The sequence below is a fragment of the Maribacter caenipelagi genome (assembly GCF_004364175.1).
Classification (GTDB): Bacteria; Bacteroidota; Bacteroidia; order Flavobacteriales; family Flavobacteriaceae; genus Maribacter; species Maribacter caenipelagi.
The window spans coordinates 88,567-108,562 of sequence record NZ_SNZW01000014.1 but is presented as its reverse complement, the minus strand read 5'-3'; the positions used below and the strand labels follow the sequence as shown (position 1 = coordinate 108,562).

Annotated in this window: 12 protein-coding genes; all 12 read right to left on the bottom strand. The window is 34.5% G+C overall.

Annotated features, from left to right (window positions below):
• Nucleotides 1–124: 124 nt before the first annotated feature.
• The gene (locus DFQ03_RS08385; RefSeq protein ID WP_133672730.1) at nucleotides 125–637 is read right to left on the bottom strand and encodes a GreA/GreB family elongation factor; all 513 of its coding nucleotides are present in this window, start codon (nucleotides 635–637) and stop codon (nucleotides 125–127) included.
• Between the two features lie 139 nt (nucleotides 638–776).
• A complete protein-coding gene (locus DFQ03_RS08380; RefSeq protein ID WP_133672729.1) occupies nucleotides 777–3,776 on the bottom strand; it encodes a WD40/YVTN/BNR-like repeat-containing protein in 3,000 nt (999 codons plus the stop codon).
• A gap of 160 nt (nucleotides 3,777–3,936) precedes the next feature.
• Entirely contained in the window at nucleotides 3,937–4,785 is an 849-nt protein-coding gene (locus tag DFQ03_RS08375) for an MORN repeat-containing protein (protein ID WP_133672728.1), read from the bottom strand.
• A 20-nt stretch (nucleotides 4,786–4,805) separates the two neighbouring features.
• Nucleotides 4,806–5,639: a DUF2490 domain-containing protein gene (locus DFQ03_RS08370; protein ID WP_133672727.1), complete on the bottom strand. Its 834-nt coding sequence runs from the start codon at nucleotides 5,637–5,639 to the stop codon at nucleotides 4,806–4,808.
• A gap of 3 nt (nucleotides 5,640–5,642) precedes the next feature.
• Nucleotides 5,643–7,532 carry a hypothetical protein gene (locus DFQ03_RS08365; RefSeq protein ID WP_208295901.1) on the bottom strand — a complete coding sequence of 630 codons (1,890 nt, stop codon included), beginning with the start codon at nucleotides 7,530–7,532 and terminating at the stop codon, nucleotides 5,643–5,645.
• A 282-nt stretch (nucleotides 7,533–7,814) separates the two neighbouring features.
• Nucleotides 7,815–8,750, bottom strand: coding sequence for a DUF1963 domain-containing protein (locus tag DFQ03_RS08360; RefSeq protein ID WP_133672725.1), 936 nt, complete (start codon nucleotides 8,748–8,750; stop codon nucleotides 7,815–7,817).
• A 36-nt stretch (nucleotides 8,751–8,786) separates the two neighbouring features.
• A complete protein-coding gene (locus DFQ03_RS08355; protein ID WP_133673128.1) occupies nucleotides 8,787–10,337 on the bottom strand; it encodes an SDR family NAD(P)-dependent oxidoreductase in 1,551 nt (516 codons plus the stop codon).
• Nucleotides 10,338–10,374: 37 nt separating this feature from the next.
• Nucleotides 10,375–11,676: a DEAD/DEAH box helicase gene (locus tag DFQ03_RS08350; protein WP_133672724.1), complete on the bottom strand. Its 1,302-nt coding sequence runs from the start codon at nucleotides 11,674–11,676 to the stop codon at nucleotides 10,375–10,377.
• 31 nt (nucleotides 11,677–11,707) lie between these two features.
• Nucleotides 11,708–12,154: a KTSC domain-containing protein gene (locus DFQ03_RS08345; protein WP_133672723.1), complete on the bottom strand. Its 447-nt coding sequence runs from the start codon at nucleotides 12,152–12,154 to the stop codon at nucleotides 11,708–11,710.
• Between the two features lie 96 nt (nucleotides 12,155–12,250).
• On the bottom strand, nucleotides 12,251–17,140 hold the full coding sequence (locus DFQ03_RS08340) for a DNA repair ATPase (protein ID WP_133672722.1): 4,890 nt from the start codon (nucleotides 17,138–17,140) through the stop codon (nucleotides 12,251–12,253).
• Between the two features lie 63 nt (nucleotides 17,141–17,203).
• A complete protein-coding gene (locus DFQ03_RS08335) occupies nucleotides 17,204–19,270 on the bottom strand; it encodes an SPFH domain-containing protein (protein WP_133672721.1) in 2,067 nt (688 codons plus the stop codon).
• 14 nt (nucleotides 19,271–19,284) lie between these two features.
• Nucleotides 19,285–19,995 (bottom strand): OB-fold-containig protein, encoded by a 711-nt coding sequence (locus DFQ03_RS08330; protein ID WP_133672720.1) that lies wholly within the window; start codon nucleotides 19,993–19,995, stop codon nucleotides 19,285–19,287.
• Between the last annotated feature and the right edge of the window lies 1 nt (nucleotide 19,996).

Sequence of the window (19,996 nt, the reverse complement as noted above, 5' to 3'; positions counted from 1 at the left end):
TAAAACCATCAATTAGCTGTGAAAAATATAAAACGGGCTCTATAAGAAAGAAATAATTAGAAAGTTGTTTTGCTGAAATAAAATAATAATACAATTAATGTACTCATTAAGAGAGGTTTGAAAATCATAATTGATTAGTGTACGAGATATCTAGAATTTTGAACACACGCTTTACCTTTCCTAAATTTAAGGTGGTAGTATCACCAACATGTTTAGAAATTAAGACTCGAGCAATTGGAGATAGAAACGAAATTTTACCTTTCGCTATATTTGCTTCATCAACACCTACTATTTGAAATTGTTGTGATGTTTCAGTAGTATCGATTACTACTGTTACCGTGGCACCAAAACGAACTTCGTTTTGAGGTTGTTCGTTTAGGTCTACAATTTTGGCACTTGCAATTCGCTCATTCAGCAATTGTAATTTAGCATTGATTAAATTACTAGCTATACGCCTCTCTTTCTCATTGTCATGTGGTAAAGATTCTTTTTCAAACAAGAAAGCATTTCTTTCTTCTACTAAATTGTCATAACCTGCTTTGGTGACATAATTAACGGCTCCGATGGGTAAATCTGCCCTTGGTGGCACTATCGGTATTTCTTCCTGATCTTCTTCTTTAACAAACCCTCTGCTCATTACATTTTAATTTCATACAAAATAAAAACATATATTTAGATGGCATTAATGACATTAATTAAATAATTGTCTCAAAGAATATTTTCAAAAATCTTATAGCCTTACCTATAGTTAATTATTCGAAAAATAGGGAGCTAGACTAGAGTTCAGTTTGAGATTTTAAGGCCGTCAATTGCTGTTGAAGGTCTTTTAAACGCTCTACTTCTTCGTTACCAGGTATTTTATCGACACCGCCAACAATGTATGATAGATAGGCTATTTGTGGCACTAACATTTGTTGTGGATACGCTCCTTCCTCGTTCTTTATTAATTTTAGAACTGTCTCTAGAGACTGTTTTTTATCTCCTTTACTTATTTTGATTTCAGCTTCCAATTCCGATTGAAATTTTCTCGCTTCGGTTAGTAAATTCAAGACCTTTTTTTCAAAAGCTAAATGCTCGCTAATAATAGTTTCATCAATTCCTTCTTCAGCTAACCGTGGGTCAACTACTATTTCAAAAGGCTGCTCGTATGTCTCTTTGCCAACTATCAGTTTAACTGTGTACATACCTGGCGGCACTATAGGTCCGTTTTTGTAACTTCTAGATTCTTTATCGCTCCACGCTCCTTTTTGGCGCATATCCCATTGAAATCTATTAATACCTTTCTTCGTTTCTAGTTTATTGTCAAAGTAGCTAAAAGTCATACTTAGACTCATATTATCCACTTCTTCTTTAGTAGATTTTACTTTTGTAGAATCACTTACTATAGTAGCTATCGATTGCTTGTTGGCATCAAGTATTTCTAATTGTACATCATTCTTACCTTCTTTAGGTAAATAATAATCAATTACCACACCTGTCGAAGGGTAATCAGGAAATCCTTTTGATCTTCTTGGTGTTCGGTATCTAATAGTATTATCAGGCTTAAATAAAACAGGTGAATTACTTAAGGTAGCAACATCGGGATTTCTTAATGAAGTGATATTGTCCAATACCCAGAAACCACGACCCATAGTACTTAAAACTAAATCTCCTCTCTTAATAATAATATCGGTAATTGGGGTTACCGGTAAGTTTTGCTGAAAAGATTTCCAATCTTTACCATCGTTTAAAGAAATGAACATTCCGTATTCGGTACCTGCAAATAAAAGTCCCGCAGTTTTTGGATCTTCGCGTAATACTTTAGCGGTATGATCAGACGGTATTCCGTTTGTGGCAGTGCTCAATAATTCCCAAGTTTTGCCATAATCTTCGGTTTTATAGAAGTACGGAGTAGGATCACCTAATAAATGTCTATCAACAGATATATATGCTGTCGCAGGATTAAATTGCGACGGTTCAATAGATTCAACTCTACCACCTTTCAACAATTTCTTAGGTGTTACGTTAGTCCAAGTTTGTCCGCCATCTTGGGTAAGAGAAACTACTCCGTCGTTGGAGCCTGTCCATATAAGGTCTTTTTTAATCTTCGATTCTCTAATAGAATAAATAGTGCTGTAATATTCTTCACCGGTAATATCTCGAGTTATCGGACTTCCAGAATTTACTTGTTTATCTGCTTCAAAAGCAGTTAAGTCGGGAGAAATAGTTTCCCAAATAACGCCATCGTTTCTTGTTTTATGCACATACTGTGAGCCCATATATACAACATCAGGATCATGTGGAGAAACATGAACAGGAGCTACACGCTGAAAACGATATTTTAAATCCTTCGGATTATGACCGTAAATATTTGAAGCACCAATGGAGTATTCTCTACCTACACCTGTAATTTTATTATAAACACTAAAGCGCCCCTTACAATTGTTATAAACGATATTATGATTGCCCGGTTTTGGTATAGACGGACCAGTTTCACAACCACCAACTTCAATCATTACTTGTGTGCCTTGAACAGAAGTTCCACTGGGTGCTGAACTTGGTATGGCTATCGTCGTATTATCTTGCTGGGCACCATAGATCCAATAAGGATATTGGTCATCAACAGCAACTTGATAAATTTCTGCCGTTGGTTGATTGAATTGCGATGACCATGTTTTACCACCATTATGAGAAATATTAGCACCACCATCATTACATTGAATCAATAACTCTGGATTGTTTGGGTTTAACCATATATCATGATTATCGCCATGGGGAACTGACATCATCGTCCAATTTTTTCCACCATCAATAGATTTTAATAATGGGTTGGCATTAGAATATACGATATCAGGATTAGTAGGGTCCAACTCTATATTGGTATAATAAAACGGTCTATTGACCAAACCTTTATTATTGGATGTTTGTACAAATGTTTTGCCCTGATCTACAGATTTGTATACTCCGCCTTCATCACCTGGCGCTTCAATTACAGCATAAAGAATACTGGAGTCCACTGCTGATACTGCCAAGTCTATTTTACCGATTAATCCCTTTGGTAATCCTGATTCTAGCTTAATCCAGTCTTTTCCTCCGTTTACAGATTTATATATTCCACCTTCTTTATTCTCTCCACCAGATATAATTGTCCAGGGTGTACGTTGCGCTTTCCATGCGGCTGCATAAACTACATTAGGGTTGCCGGGTAACAATTCTAAATCTGCAAAGCCCGTAGTATTTGATATGTGCAGCATCTTTTCCCAAGAAACTCCACCATCAATAGTCTTATAGATACCACGCTCCTCATTTGCTTTGAAGGCGTCGCCAATTGCAGCAACCCAAACTATATTGTTATTCGTAGGGTCAATTTCTACAGCACCAATTTGTCCAGCTTTTGCCAAACCGATATGATTCCAAGTTTTACCGGCATCTATAGATTTATAAACCCCTTTTCCACTGATGATATTACTACGTAAACCATCAGAACCAGTTCCCACATAAACAATATTAGGATCATTTATAGCTACTTCAATAGCACCAATGGAAGGCGTATCAAAAAATCCGTCAGAAACATTATTCCAAGATGTTCCATAATCATCGGTTTTCCATACTCCCGCACCAGAGGCGCCAAGGTAAAAAGTACCAGGTAAAACGGGTGTACCTGTAACCGTAGTTACACGACCACCTCGCGACGGACCAATAGTACGATATTCTAATGCTGAAAAATCTTGTGAAAAAAGTGATGAGGAAAAGCATACAAACGATGCAACGGCGAAGTGACGAAAGAACGATTTCATTTAGGTCAGAATAATAGTTTGGTTAAGACCTAAAGTTACTTAAACCATTACGCAAAACATACGTTTAAGGTGATTTTTACGATTTTCTTATTTTGACAAATCCTTACTGAGATTTGAATTAATCTGTTGGAAGAAATTTATGCACTATTAATTTGCGGTATTATTTCTTATTCAATTTGTCTGCTTCTTTAAGCTTATCATTTTCCCAGATACCACTTATTACAGAACCATCTTTCTTATGAAAAATACCTTTTCCATTTCGTTTATCGTTTTTCCACTGACCTTTATACTTTTCACCGTTAGGCCAAAAATAAGTGCCTTCACCATTTCGCATGTCATCTTTGTAACTGCCAATGTAATATTCACCATCAGCCCAGTAAAATGTGCCGTTGCCCTCACGTAAATTGTCTTTCCATTCACCTTCATACCTACTACCAGTTTCAAGTACTGCAATACCGGCACCATTGGCTTTATTATTTTTTACTTGCCCAACATAATGTAAAGCAGTCCCTTTTTTACTGGTAAAACTAAGGTATTCGCCAAACGATTTGTTATTAAGTTGCTTTCGCATATTACTTAACTGAACTCGTGCTTTTTCTAGGGCGAAATTTAGAGAATCGATACTTCTAATTTCACTTTGGCTAATTGGGGCAATCGCAATAGAATCGATAGAAATTGCTTCATTCACCTTTTCTGAACTTCTTTTAATATCATTTTGCATCAGCTTTTGAGCTAGTGCTATACGTAAGGGAATAACCGAATTGAGCTCTTCGTGATTTTCAAGGGTGGTGTTATAAAATTCAATGGCTTTATTATAATCGCCTTTCATTAAAACAGAATCGATGGCTACCAATTCTTTATTACCGGTTACTAGAACATCTAACTCCTCTTTTGCCTTGCTACTTTCCCCTATTTCATTTTGAAGCGTGCTTGACTTGATACCAAAATAAATCGCCAATATAGATATGATGGCTAACAGACCGTACAATGTTACATCTCTTTTTTTCATAGTGTTTTTGCTCTATGGTATTAATCTGTTAAATGAATTTCAGGAAGTTTGTTTTTTACCTTTCTGAAATCTGGTGAATAATACACGTGAAAACGCATAGCCCAACTTTGCTTGTAATAACCGCCGTTCTTTAAATCTTGACCTTGAGAATACATGGCGCCTGCTGCTACGGTTAATCTTGGCGTAAGAATATAACCTAAAGTAGTTGTTAGTCGTAAATCTTCCATCGGGCTTGCAACGACTGCTTTTCCGCTTTGCATAATTAATTCAGCCTCTGGTGCAACGTATAATGTCTTTGGTTTTAACTTGTGATCGTTTAACGGAATTTTCATTCTAAACATATACCTCCAACGGTTTCTAAAGATATAATCGCTATTCTCTACAAAACTTTGTGTCCAACGATGTTCAATACGAATACGGTGATAAATCATCATACTCGCCAATGACTGTGCAAATTGATACTGATGCCAAATACGCCATTCTGGCACCAAATTACGGTCTGTAGAAGCTTCGTCCGTATTGAAGTTTAAACGTAACACTCCGCCTAAACGAACGTTAAAATATTTAGAGTGAATATACCCGATAGCATGTCTATTATAAACCTGTGCAACTTGACCAAAAAAGGGTGTAGCTTCTGTTTCCTCTAATCTTAAATGCGTTTGTGCATCCCAAAATAAGCGTTTGCTTATTCTAATATTTCCGTAAGTATTGATCCAAGTTTTGGTGCCTAAGTCTTTATATTTCGAATATTCTGGTAATTCTACAGCTTCTTTTTCTTGTGCTACAATTTGGAATGTAGCAGTAAACAAGAATAAGAATACGAGCTTAACGATTTGTGTACGAAACGTTTTCATAGGCTATTGCTTTGTAGTGTTTTGTACATTCAACATCTCTAATACGGTAACAGGATCTTTTTCCTTTTTAAGTTTTCGTTCAAGCTTTTTGGTATTTTGATCTTTTAGTTCTAAAATCTTTTTGTACGTAGCTGTAATATTTTTGTTTAAATCTTCAATAGATTCACAAGATATTTGTTGTTCTATTTCAGTTAAGAAGTAAGGTTCTAAAATTTTAGTATAGGTAGAAGTAATCCGTTTTTTAATATCCTCATCCATCAAGGTTGCCATAAACGGATTCCAAATACGATCGGTATAATTTTCTATTATATCCGTTTGGTATGCTGGCATTAGCGAAACTGTTCTAGATAAATCGTTTAAGTTATTTAGACAATCAACAGTACTTCTGGCAGCAGCTAATCTGTTTTGAGCAGATTTTACTTTAGAATACTCATTTAAGGTATTGTTGGTAAAAGATTTCAATTGTTTTAAAGCTGTAGCATATTTTAATGGAATAGTTGCACTTGTAGAATCGATAAAAATCACCATGGAATCATTTTTTTGAATGATTTCCTCTTCTAAACTCGCCAACTCATTCTGTCGTTTTTCTTGCGTTAAGGTCTCTTTAACTTCGTTTGCGATAGACAAAATACCGTCATATCCCATTTTTGCAACAGCTTCAATATTAACTATAATAGAATTATCATTATTGATTGTATCACTTGAAGGAAGCGAATATGATTTAGAAGATGTAATACTATCTATTTGTATCTCAATATCCATTTTAGATTCGGGCATTCCATCTGAAAATACGTGATTAACCAATTGCTCTCGCGATGTATATTCTAGAATATTTAAAGAATCATAATTTACAATTTCTTCAATAGGTTTTAAGAATTTTTCTTTTAAATAAAGTACCGTATTATACTGATATGCTGTATTGCTATCAGATAATTTTAAGATATTCAGCTGTGAATTTTGTAAGATAGATTCACTTAATTCATTTGCTTTTTTATAATAGGATACAATGCTATCAACATTAGCGACCTCTAGTGAATCAAGCGGATAATAAGGAACCTTAACTTTAAATTCAGGAAGAAATTCTGACTTGCCTAGTGCAGATAATATATCATCAACCTCTTGGTAACGTGCCGCATTTTGCTTTAAAAGTTCGGGTAAACTATTATGGTGCAAAATGTCAATATCTACTTGAGAAAGTTGAATTTCCAAAGCTTTAATATAACCTGCATTTAGATTTATGATTTTAGTTTGACTATTATATCCTTGGAAAGCCTTTATAGTTTTATGATCACTTTCATCATCTACTCTAATAGACTGCAATAAACCATCTTTAAAATACCAGCTCTCAAATTGGTCTATTCCGTTAGAAGGAAACAATGACCATTCATCATGAGCCAAACCATCTCTTAGAAATCGACCTACAAGAGTATAGTTTTCGCTATTAATACTAAAGTTTTGCTGTGGAACACCATTATCAAAAGAAATGACACTTTTAAATAAGGTTTTAGATATTTCAGAATTTTCAATTTCTTCTTCTAAAACGATCCATTTGCCATTCGGTTTTCCCATTTTGATTTTTCCGATAGCAGATTTCTGAATTCCACTTACAAGAACACGGTATTGGTAATCTATGACTTCAGACTGACTTTTAGAATTAAATTCTCCGAATTGAAATTTCCATGGTCCGTTTGCAGTGCCATCAACGAATGACCCCTTAAATTGAAACGAATAATCTTGCTTCTCTAAAAGTTCTTGAAGATTGGAACGTAATACCGTAAAATCACCATCGAGAACAGTGTCGTTCTCAACAAGTTTATAAGAATACGTTGCGTTACCGTTATACTTACCTATTTGTAAAGGTCCGTTATACGTTTGTGTTTCTTGAGCGCTCACCGGAATGTAAATTCCGACAACTATATATACAAGAAATTGTAGTAATGGTTTGATAGTTAGCCTAATCATGCAGCAAAAAAACGAAAATAGATTCAGACTAGTAAATAAGAACAGTAAGAGTTTTGACTTTTTATTAAATGTTTCTAAACAATTTAGGATGCAGCAATAAAAGCTATTAAAATTACGGAAGTCTCAATGATATTAAGAAAAAGCATGAAAAAAAAGACCAATAACATCAATTGGTATTAATGTTATTGAAGAGTATTATCATAAATTATGATATTAAGTACCCTGAAAAGCCATAATAACGTTATCGAAATTTTTCATTTCTAGGTCTTTATGCTCAATTCCGAAGTAAATAGTCGAACTGCCACTAAACTTTTCTAAATTGTTATCATCAGTGTCAAGTTGAAGAAGTAATTTGTATTTTTTAGATAACTCTAAAACTTCAGATTCCTTAGTTTTCCACTCTTTTTGTGTAGTGATTTCTAATTCAATTTCAGCAAAATTATATGTTACACTTGATTGAATTGAACGATCAAAGCCTAATACTTGATGAAAACTATCTATATCTAACTCTGTTAAATGTTCGATATACTCATAAGTTGAATGATAGAGATTATGAAAATCTTCATAATTGTCTTGCAAATTCTTCAAGATAATGCTCTCATCATCAGGCATGGTATAAGATTCAAAATATTTTATCTTGGAAGGTTCAAAAATTCCTTCATTGAAGTAATTGAAAGGAAATTCTGTTCTGATTAATTCGTCTGTGTTTTCTTGAAAAATAACTTTATATGAACTTTTCTTGTTTAAGAAGCCCGGCCATTCTTGGTCAATATAAATAAAAACATAAATTATTCCTCTAGACGGTAATTCGTTAGAAACATCATATATATTGATTTCCTCTAAATTATATTGAGCACAAAAAGTAAGAAACTCATCATCCATTTTGGGCCAATCAAAGTTACTTGGTAAATCGGGCTTACCTCCAATTTTTGATGAGCCTATATTAATATTCTTATCATCTTTCACTATTGTTCTGACTCCCACAGTTGGCTGAACCAATTTACTAAGTTCTATTTTATAGCTATAAGGAATATTAAAATCTGAGATTAGTATTTGATTCTTAATTTTAGACAAGTTATCTTGACTGTTAACCATAATGGAATATAAAATAATAACTAAATAAAGGTAGCTATTATTTCTTTTACTCATTTAAAGAAGTGTTTTTGTATAATTAAAAGTATTTGTCTACCAATCAATGGGGAAGTAATCCTTTAAAAACTTACCACACCAATGTTTACCTGTATTTATACCATCAAACAAAGGATCCATAACTCTAGCCGCACCATCTACAATATCTAAAGGAGGCTGAAAATCGTGTACTTCTTGTTTCTTTTTAGCCAATTCTGCTGGATCTTCATCGGTTACCCAACCAGTATCAACGGCATTCATGAAAATTCCGTCTTTCGCCAGTTCGCCCGCGGCAGTATGTGTCAACATATTCAATGCAGCTTTCGCCATATTGGTATGTGGGTGACGAGATTCTTTGAAGAAACGGTGGAATTTACCTTCCATCGCCGTAACGTTTATAATATGTTTTTGACCCGTGTTCTCTTTCTTCATCAACTCCGCCAAACGATTACACAACACGAATGGAGCAACTGAATTAACAAGCTGAACTTCAATCATTTCAGTGGTTTCAATTTCTCCTAGTTTTAATCGCCAGCTGTTCGTTTTACGTAAATCTACCTGTTGTAAATCTGCATCTAATTCACCCGTTGGGAAAACTTCTTGGGCAACCAATGCATTATCAAAACTATACGGAATTTGAGATAGTTTTGCAGAAGCTCGTAAACCAATACCGGGTTCTGGTCCATGCCATGTTACCGGCATATTTTGGTTGGGAGAAGCTTTACTACTGAACGATTTTAATTCATCTAAACAACTTACATGGTCACTTAAAACCATTTGAGCAAACTTAGGTAATGAAGAAATTTCTTTTTCTTCATTTTCCATTAGGTGATGATAGAAACCTGCCGGTCTTCGTACGGTTTGTGCAGCGTTATTGATAAGGATATCTAGCTTATCATATTCCTGCTCAATGAAGTTACAGAAGATTTCAACACTAGGTATATGGCGTAAATCTAAACCGTGAATTTTAAGTCGGTGACCCCATTCTGTAAAATCCTCCTCCTTTGAAAAACGAAGAGCTGAATCTACAGGAAAACGAGTTGTTGCAATAACCGTTGCACCTCCACGAAGTAGCATTAATGTAATGTGATAACCAATTTTGAGACGAGATCCGGTAATAACCGCAACTTGTCCTTTAACATTGGCATTTTGAAATCTTTTAGCGTAATTGAAATCACCACAATCGGTACACATGGTGTCATAAAAATGATGAAGTTTGGTAAACTCTGCCTTACAAACGTAGCAATTACGAGGAGTGGCAAGTTCAGGTAAATCTTTACTAGCCAATTCTGCAGCAGGTAATAATTTAGGAGCAACAAATACATGAGCTTCACGAGCACTACGTATACCTGTTTCTTTACGAGCATGCTTATCGCGAACTGCTTGCTTTCTTTTTTCGTTGCGTTTGGCATCTTTGACCCTTTTAGCAAACTCTTGCTTATTTGGGCGAGATAACTGACCAGCAACTTTAATTAAGGCAATTCTTCTATCTTCAGGAATTTCAAATATTTGATTGGTATCGGTTACCAAACGATTTAAAATTTCAATACAACTTTCAATCTCGGTTAAATCGATTTCAGTCTCGTTCTCGTGTTGTTTATCCTTCATCATACAACCTTAAAAAGGGCAAAAATACTAACTATGGTTAAAGTACGGTAATGCGCACTTTTTTCTTTTTTAATCGGGAGTTGTTTAACTCATTTACAAGTTTATTAGATTTGCTTTTAGGTACTGCTACAAAAGCACAATCTTGCTTTAGTTCAATATCACCTAACTGCTCTTTAATTAGTCCGCCTTGCTTAAAGAAGAGTCCCGCAATATCACCCTTTGATATTTTGTCTTTACGGCCGCCAGAGATAAATAAGGTTTCCCATAGAGGATCTCCTAGCCTATTGGTCTTACTAATATTTATTCCTTTTGACTTCTTAATAAACTCAGGTAAAGGTTCTTTATCCCATTGTAAAACATAAGCTGTGCCAGCTTCATTTACACGAGCGGTTCTACCGTTACGGTGGGTGAACTCTTCAATACGATGTGGTAATTCGTAATGAATTATAAATTTTAATTCGGGTATATCTATACCCCTAGCAGCTAAATCTGTAGCAACTAAAATACGACTACTTCCGTTTCTGAATTTTATTAAAGCACGCTCTCTGTCTTTCTGTTCCATACCACCAGAAAAGCACTCGTGCTGAATACGTTGCTGGCTTAAATAATCACGAACACTGTCAATACTATCTTTAAAATTACAGAAGATAATACCTGGTTCTTCACCTATATATTTCAATAATTGAACAAGTGTTTTTAACTTGTCTTTGTCTTCTGAAATTACCGTACTAATGGTAAGTTGTGATGGTGTGTCTTTTTTAAGAAAATTGACACGTTTAGGATTCTCCATACCCACAAACTTCGGAATCTTAACACCTTCGGTAGCTGAAGTAAGAATACGCTTTTTGAGGTTCGGTAATTCCGCTAAAATTTGACTCATTTCCTCTTCAAAGCCGACTTCTAATGATTTATCGAATTCATCAAGAACCAATGTTTTAATATGGTCTTTTGTAAAACGATCAGCCATAAAATGGTCCAAAATTCTACCGGGAGTACCTATTAAGATTGCAGGTGTATGTTTGAGTTCTATTTTATCTTTAGACATGGGTCTGCCACCATAAATGGCATTCACCTTAAAACCAGTACCCATATTACGAATAACCTGTTCAATTTGAATTGCCAATTCGCGTGAAGGTACTAGAATCAATACCTGAACTTCAGGATTATCATGGTCTAAAAAATCTAAAACCGGTAAAAGAAAAGCCAATGTTTTTCCTGTACCGGTCGGAGAAAGTAAAATGGTATTATTTGATGTTGAGATAGCATCTAACGCACTTTCTTGCATCGGATTTAACGCATCAATATTCAATTTTGATAAAATCTGTTCTTGATTTTTCATGCGCTTTACGTTACCATTAATTTATAAACGTTTATGCCTCTTGAAGGTCACGTTTCGATTTTCTGTACAAATAATTTGGGAAAATGGTTCTTTTCGCGAATCTGTTCAACTTATTAGAATTGATCATTTTCTGAAAAATAGGTTTCGTTACACCGAAATACTCATAAGTAGCACCATCAACGAAAGTAACTTCTAAAACTAAACCATTATGCTGAAAATCGGCAACACCAGAGTATATAGACTCGTTGTATACCTCTTTGTTGGCTTCTTTAGTTTCTGGAGCGATACTTACTAAAAAGTGGTACCCGTCGATTATACGACGACTTTGAACTTCAGCCTCTTCTCTTTTTTCATCACCTTCTTGAAACTTGTCTGGGTGCCATTCTTTAACTAAACCTCTATACGTGGACTTAAGTGCCTTAAGTTCAATTTCTTTTTCAACCCCGAAGAGTTTCTTGTATTCATTAATGCGCTTCATAATACAGCTTTTTTGCGGGTGCAAAACTACATCTTTATTTTGACGTGAAAGCTTGAAATTCAGTAATAAAAGAAAAAATTAACCTCTTATTAATTGTTATTCGTTATTGAGTCCTTTTTCAAGAACCGATTTAATACCTGCTAAATTTTCAGAAAAATCCATCATTTGAGAAAGCACTTGTGCCATCTCATTAGCATTACCGAATCCTTTTAGCCTATTATTCTTTACAAATTGCTCTTTAATAGCACTCCATCGTGTATCTTCTTCAGCTGAAAGATTTCCTATTAACTCATTGTACTTTAATAAATTAGCCTCAGCAGAACCTGTCAAAGTTTGTGCTTCGTTCTCATAATGTGAACGTAACATTGTATTCAGTTCTTTTTCGTTCATGATTGGGACTATTTGAGCCACCAATTTATTCATGTCTCTATAAGAACCTTGAAGCTTAAAAGAAGGCTCTGTACGGTATTCATCTTGCATGGCAGCACTTTTAATGTAGGTTGCATTTACTATTAGCAATACATCTCTTACTCTTAAAACCTTTTCAAGTACCTTTTTATACTCATCAACTTCTTGACTTGAATGATTACCAATAAGTTGTCCTTCATCAGACTTAGATTCAATTTGCTCAACTAGCGTATATACATCGTCAAATTCTTTGCTTGCCAATTGCTGTAAAATAGGATTTGCAGTAAGTGAATTCTCTATAAGGCTAAGTTTAAACAAATGCTCGGTTTCGCCAATAATATCGCCAAGGTTGTAAATATCGGCACGGTTAGCAAGCATATCTGGAATCTGGAATTTCTCTCCACTTTCCGTATATGGGTTACCGGCCATAATAACACAGAACTTTTTGCCACGTAAATCATATGTTTTTGGCTGACCCTCATAAACACCTTCTATTTTACGAGTACCATCTGATAGCGATATAAATTTCTGCAAAAATTCTGGATTACAATGCTGAATATCATCAAGATATAGCATGACATTATTCCCCATTTCAAAGGCTAAATTCAGTTTTTTCAGTTCTTCTCTTGCTGCACTATTCTTAGCAGAGGCGGGATCAACATTAGTTACTTCATGACCAATAGCAGGACCGTTAATTTTAACGAAGATTAAGCCTAGACGATTAGCAATATATTCCATTAAGGTAGTTTTACCGTAACCTGGTGGAGATATTAATAGCAACATACCCATTCTGTCAGTTCGTTTGTTCGCCCCAACCGTACCTAGTTGTTTCGCTAAATTGTTACCGAAAATTGGAAGATATACTTCGTCAATTAATTTATTACGCACGAATGAGGTAAGCACTCTTGGCTTAAATTCCTCTAACTTTAAATCAATTTTTAGTTTTTCGGTTATTTCGTGTTTTGTCTTTTTAAACTTTAAAAATGCCGGAACTTCATCTGACACAAATAAGTTCATTCTAGAAATAAAATCATGATAATTGAATGGATAAACTCCTTCAACAATAGTTTCGTGAGAACCCCTTAGGTCTTTTAGAGCTTTATTAGGTGAAACAGCCTTAATTTTAGAAGCAGATTCATCTCTAAAAAGAAGCGCAGAAACAATTTCATTTTCATATCTGTTTAAGTTAATAGTAGCACCTACATTTTTCTTAGATTTTAAAAATGCACCAACCCATTGTTTTACCAAACGGATCTTAGATGCTAGTTTCGGAGCTTCTTCAACACTTTTCTTAAATTTTAAATCTGCCTGATGAGATTTAAGTAATTTTATAAATTCATCTTTTAACTGAATAGCAAAACTGCTGAACACAAATTCTGCATCAGATTTAAGCTCTTCAAATAAATACGCTGCAATATCTTCACATAAAAGTGCGTCAAAAAGCTTCGTTTCTTTCGCGAACTCTTCAATTTTATTTTTTAATTCCTCAATTATAGAAGTATACTCTTTGGACTCTGGGAAGTATTGAAGAACCTCACCAGCAGCTTTTAACCCTTTATCTAACTCATTCTTTACATCCTTATCTAAATCATTCCAGAAAAATTGGGCAAATCCTCTAATTTCTGGTCGGTAGGTAAGTAAATCCAATTCATGATGTTTGTGAACTAAAAGCTTAAGTATACGAGAAGCATCTACATCATGAACTCCTTTAATATAGCCCTCAGAATAGTCATTTCTACTTTGTTCTTGAACAAGTTTCAATAATTCTTCTTCACTTAAAGGCAATAAATCTTCTTCGGTAAATTTTGTAAATATCTTATAAGCTAAATATGCGCCACGATAAATGTCATCAGTTTCAGAAACGTATTCCTGATTCCATAAATGTCTATTTTTAACGAACTCTTCATTATTCAGTACCTTATAAAAATCTGTACCTGTTAAATGATAATTAAGTTCATTATTATGAAAAACAATGGTAAGATCTAACTGTTGTTTGTTAACTCCGAATTTGTGTTTTCCTAATCGAATTACACTATCACCGTCTTCATAAAGGTCTAGTTTATCCTTTAACTTTCTTAGGGCATCTTCCCTAGCCGTTTTTAATTGGGTTTCAATCTCTTCAGCTTTACCACTATCATCAAGTTCTTGTAACTGAGAAATGATATCACGCAGCTTATTAATCATTAGATCAGACGCAAAGTACCCGTTGATTTCCACAGCAGAATTAAAACTCTGTGCCTTTTTCTGAACACCCTTTAATATTCTTACTGATGCGTTTGCTAAGGCACTAGATTTTTTATTTCGTTTTTCAACTAAAGAATTTTTTCTCGCATCAAAAGCCGCATAAACCTCTTCTCTCTTTTCAATAATGGTTTCAATAAACTCTTCAAAGTCGGTGAATTTACCTTCTAGCTCCTCTAATTGTATAGATGTTTTAGTTTGATATTCATCACACTTTTCGGGTGTAGATGCCATATCAAGGTAATTGATGATACTTTGGTCTATTAGTTTTAACTGAGCGGCAAACTCTCCTTTGGCTTCAGATATACCAAGAGAATTTCTTTTGTTTTTTAAAGCCGCCTTAAGTTCATTTATAGTAGAGAAAATCAATGAAATATCATCGATTATTTTAGTGGAATGGGCAGTATCTTCAATTTCTAGATTAGAAACAATATCGATCAGCATTTCTAGTTGGGTGCTAATCTCATTAATTTCTTCTTCCTTCTCTTTAGCTACAATTACCTTTTCAACAGTAGCTATAAACTCTTTTTTATCTTTTAAAGCGTCATGATACGGTTGTAGCGCATTCGGGTTTAAAAGAAACTGAACACATCGTTCAGATATCTTTTTAGTCTGCTCCCCTATTTGCTCTTCCAGGACCTCAATATATTCCAAATCAATATATCGTACTTCTTTGAGCGAAATAGCTTCACCTCTTAAAGATCGTAATCTGGTAAGTAACGCAACAAATTCATCAATACTTTTAAATGAAGTACTTTTGATTTTATTAAATAACTCCTCAGAATTCTGTTGAATTAGTTTTAATTGATTTTGAGCATTTTTACGAAGTTGTACTACTTTTTCAAACTCATCAATAGCAGCGTTAGATGCTTTGTTGATTTCTTCAATAGGCTCGTTTAATTGATGTGTATCTGGCTCTGGTAACCAATAATACGCATCTAAAATATCTTTCGAGAACTTTGCAATATCACTATAGAGTCCGGCATAGTTGTCATTTTTATTCAATAATGTAATTAAGCCATTGACTTCTGCCATAGCTTTTACAATATCTTTGTTTCCTATTTTATAAAGTAAGGTGTCTTCATGCTGCGAGGGCACGTAATCACCTTTTAAATAAGGTGTTTGCCAAATTTGAACAACATGATGCTTGGTTTGTTCTTGCTCTGTTTTGAAATAACAAAGTTCACCATTTTCTAAAATTGTAAAACCATTACAGATGATAGGCGTTTTAATAACCTGGCTTATGATATTATAAGACATGAGGTTATATAACCCCTCTGCAGCGGAATAGAAAACATACAAAAGATCTTCTCCATTCGGAGAAATAATACGTTCTTGAAATTTTACATTAGGGATAGCATTATCAAAAATGTGATACTCTCCCGTTTGCAAATAATACCCTGTCGGAAAGATGATACCTTGATCATCTGGCAGTAAAATACAGGCATCTTTAATAGAATCAATTTTTTGAACCTCCCTCATTTTGTCATTGAAAACAAAATAACGGGCAGCTTCTTGAAATGGCTTTATCTCTAAAATTAAAAGGTTGCCTAAATCTCCAAAACGATATTGACCGTCATCTAAAGTTTGGTCAACATATTCTACAGGTTCATCTAAAATACCTTTTCCTTCAGCAGTATTGTCCTCAATTTTAATAGTAAGATCGCCACCAATAGTTTCTACAAATACCCGGTCTTTAATTGAAACATGAGAGTGAACACCATAACGATGCATATCTCTAGTAGCTTCTTGCCATTTAAACTCTTGTTGAACAGGAAATTTGTATTCATGTTCGCTACGGTTATCAATATATTTTAGCGAATTGTCTACCACTATCCATTTAAAGGTTTTGATATCCGTAGGACTTTCACTTAGCTGAAAAACCATATGTAGATAATTTCCAATTATGGCAAAATTGGAAAATATCGTATTTCTGTAGTATTTATATAAATTGGTAAAATCTGTTTTGAAGGTTTCATCTTCTAACAAATCTAGATTAGCTACTTTAAAGCTGTTATCTGTAAACGTATAACTGCTAAAAACGTCTTTAATATTTATCTCGGTTCTAAGACCAAAATGAACATTATACCCGAACAGGCAAGTGTCACCAAAAGAAACGATATCTCTTGCTATACAATTGTTCTCTGTATTGATTCTATCATTAGCAATAAGCTTCGTTTCTAATGAGCCAAAAACGGTTTTTCTATCATTATTTAGCTCGATCAGCTTACTCTGTAACAGTTCCTTCTGCTTTTGCAGTCGGTTTTTAATTACATCATAAGTACCACCATCTAAAATATGTTCTTCCGCTTTGTCTGTTCGGGATTCTTCTGCCATAAAAATAACTAGGCTTTAGTATTACATTAATAATTGACTTTAAAAACTCTTTTAGTTAAGCAACTACCTTAGCTTTTTATCACCCATACCTAAACCTTTTGCAAGGTTAAACAGGTTACTAAATAACGTTTGCTCATCGGTATCGTTAGACTTTGACTTTAGGTCCATCAGTAAATTAGCAATAGTAACATTTTTAAGATCTTCAGATGAAATACCATATTTATCAGCGAATTCTTTTACTTTCTCCAATAAATTACCTTTTACATCATCACTACCTAAAATGGCATCTTTTACATCTTGTATGTTGGTGCTATTTTCAACTAATCTATCATACCCTTTCGCTCTAGTTATTTGTCCGATTATTTGATCAAAGAACATAGTTTCACCCCCAACAATATCAATTTTAGCAGCCTTAAGTGCATCACCAATAACTTGTGCCTGAGCATCTGCTATATCTTTTTGAATATTGATGTGAGCAAGATCTACTTGTAGTTCTTTATCTAAACGCAATTTAAATTCTTCGTGCTCTTTACCAACACCATCTAATTTCTTCATTGCATTCGCTTTCTCTTCAATACCAGCGGCATCTGCTAAAGCTTTTTCTTTTATAACATCTGCTTCTGCCAAGCCGTCTTTGCGTTTCGCTTCTGCTTTCGCTTCGATACCAACAGCTTCTGCTTTCGCTTTTTTCTCTATAATAATGGCTTGTACAATTCCTTCACGTTCGTAAGCATCAGCTTTCGCGTGCATTACCTGAGCTTCAGACATACCAACGGTTGCCTCTTCTTTCGCTTGAGCTTCCGCTAAAATTTTCCGAGCTTCAGCCTCTTTTTCACTAGCTTCTTTATGAGCTAAAGCTTCAATGTTAATCTCCTCAGCTTTTTGCTTCGCAGCTTCTTTTTGCGCCTCTGCAGCTTTGATTGTTTTAATTAAGTCTTCTTGAGCATTTGCTTCGGCAATTGTAATTTTTACTTGCTTATCTCTATCGGCAGTTTTGAAAGCTTGAATATCTTTCATGTTTTCTTGTTCTTCCACTACTCCTTTTTCAAGAGTAACACGATCACGAATAACATCTTGTATATTCTTCTTCTCTACTTCTACAACTTTCTCTTTTTCAATCTGTGCAAGAGTAACAACCCTTTCTCTTTCGGTAGCTTCTAAAAGTCTATCCTTTTCAACTCTCTCTGTTTCCACGGCATCTGTACGTTGCTTATTCTTTAAAGCAACAATTATTTGACGCTCCATGTTTTCTTCGGCAACCTTCACTTTTTCACGAGTTGCAATACGCGCAGTTTCGGACTTTAATAACTCTTCTTCAGACACCTTTAATATTTCAGATTCTTCACGAGATTTAATATTCGCAATTTCTCTTTTTTGCTGTTCTTCTTTTTCAGCTAATTGTTTGTCAAGTTCTAGAATAGCTTCACGTGCTTCAACATCTTGCTTACGGATAGTTTTCTCCTCATCACGCTTAATAAGATTTGACATAACATTTTGGGCTGCTGTTAAATCATTGATTTTCTTAATACCTTCAGCATCCAGAATATTATCTGCCCTTAAATGTGCAACAGCGGTTTGTTCTAGGTAGTCAATAGCACAATCTTCTAAAGTATACCCGTTAAGGTCTGTACCGATGATATCAACTATTTCATCTCTAAACTCTCTACGTGCTTCATATAATTGAATAAAATCGAACTTCTTACCAACTGTTTTTAGAGCTTCAGAAAACTTAGCTTCAAATAACTCTTCGAGGGTTTCTTGGCGAGATGCTCTTTGAACACCAATGGTTTGTGCTACTTTTTTAATGAAATCAACTTCATTATTTACTCTAACGAAGAATGCCACTTTAATATCGGCACGCATATTATCTTTACAAATTAAACCTTCAGTAGCGAGTCTTTCAATTTGAATTTTCTTTACTGAAATATCCATTACTTCAACCCTGTGAAATACTGGTACAACATACAGACCTTTGTCTGTAGCTACTTTAGTTCCTCCAAATCCGGTTCTGACCAAAGCTTGACCTTGATGAACTTTTTTGTAGAACATTGCAATGATTGCAAAATAAACAATGATAAGGAAGAGGATAATCCCGAGACCTATACCGATAATTGAAAAGATGGATTCCATAAATGATTTAAGATTTATTGATTATAAGATTGAACTAAAAAATATGTATGATCCGCAGATCTTTTGATGATTAAAACCGAACTGCCATAGGTTAAGGGTTTGCGGTCTAAAGACTTTACATAAATAGAATGACTATTACCATCTGCCTTAACTTCTGCATTACCCATTTTATCTTCACTAATATTAGATAGCAAAGTAGCTTGCCTGCCTAAAAAGTCTACGGGTGCATCACCATCTTTATTTAATTGCTTAAAGAAGCCTTTAAACGGAGCGGTAAATAGCTTATTAATAAATAATGCGGGAAAAAATGCACCGATCATAATTATAAAACCAAAATAGTTTTCATATGTAAAAGTTATAGTGGTCATTAGTGTTGTAATCAACCACCAAACAAATATCCAGCAGGTAAACGTAAACATAAAAGGTAGCCCTACAAAGTTGAAGTAGATAAGGAAAATTTGCCACCATTTTAGCGGTCTACGCTTTTTTCCTAAAACGTCATCTTGATTAACTTCTGTATTGGAGATATCTTCAAAATCAAGATTACCCCCTTCAATACCGGAGTCCAAATCTATATCTGCATCTACGTCAATATCGACATCAACATCTAAATCAAAGTCAAGACCACCTATCATGGTAATGATCCAATACACTAGAAGAAGTATCAATAATAAGGTCAATGTAATATTTACCTCAGAAAACAATATGTCTATTAGTTGATTCAAA

What these genes read in the sequence shown, in the direction of transcription:
- DFQ03_RS08385 (WP_133672730.1), bottom strand. Translation starts at nt 637, where the DNA reads ATGAGCAGAGGGTTTGTTAAAGAAGAAGATCAGGAAGAAATACCGATA.
- DFQ03_RS08380 (WP_133672729.1), bottom strand. Translation starts at nt 3,776, where the DNA reads ATGAAATCGTTCTTTCGTCACTTCGCCGTTGCATCGTTTGTATGCTTT.
- DFQ03_RS08375 (WP_133672728.1), bottom strand. Translation starts at nt 4,785, where the DNA reads ATGAAAAAAAGAGATGTAACATTGTACGGTCTGTTAGCCATCATATCT.
- DFQ03_RS08370 (WP_133672727.1), bottom strand. Translation starts at nt 5,639, where the DNA reads ATGAAAACGTTTCGTACACAAATCGTTAAGCTCGTATTCTTATTCTTG.
- DFQ03_RS08360 (WP_133672725.1), bottom strand. Translation starts at nt 8,750, where the DNA reads ATGAGTAAAAGAAATAATAGCTACCTTTATTTAGTTATTATTTTATAT.
- DFQ03_RS08355 (WP_133673128.1), bottom strand. Translation starts at nt 10,337, where the DNA reads ATGAAGGATAAACAACACGAGAACGAGACTGAAATCGATTTAACCGAG.
- DFQ03_RS08350 (WP_133672724.1), bottom strand. Translation starts at nt 11,676, where the DNA reads ATGAAAAATCAAGAACAGATTTTATCAAAATTGAATATTGATGCGTTA.
- DFQ03_RS08345 (WP_133672723.1), bottom strand. Translation starts at nt 12,154, where the DNA reads ATGAAGCGCATTAATGAATACAAGAAACTCTTCGGGGTTGAAAAAGAA.
- DFQ03_RS08340 (WP_133672722.1), bottom strand. Translation starts at nt 17,140, where the DNA reads ATGGCAGAAGAATCCCGAACAGACAAAGCGGAAGAACATATTTTAGAT.
- DFQ03_RS08335 (WP_133672721.1), bottom strand. Translation starts at nt 19,270, where the DNA reads ATGGAATCCATCTTTTCAATTATCGGTATAGGTCTCGGGATTATCCTC.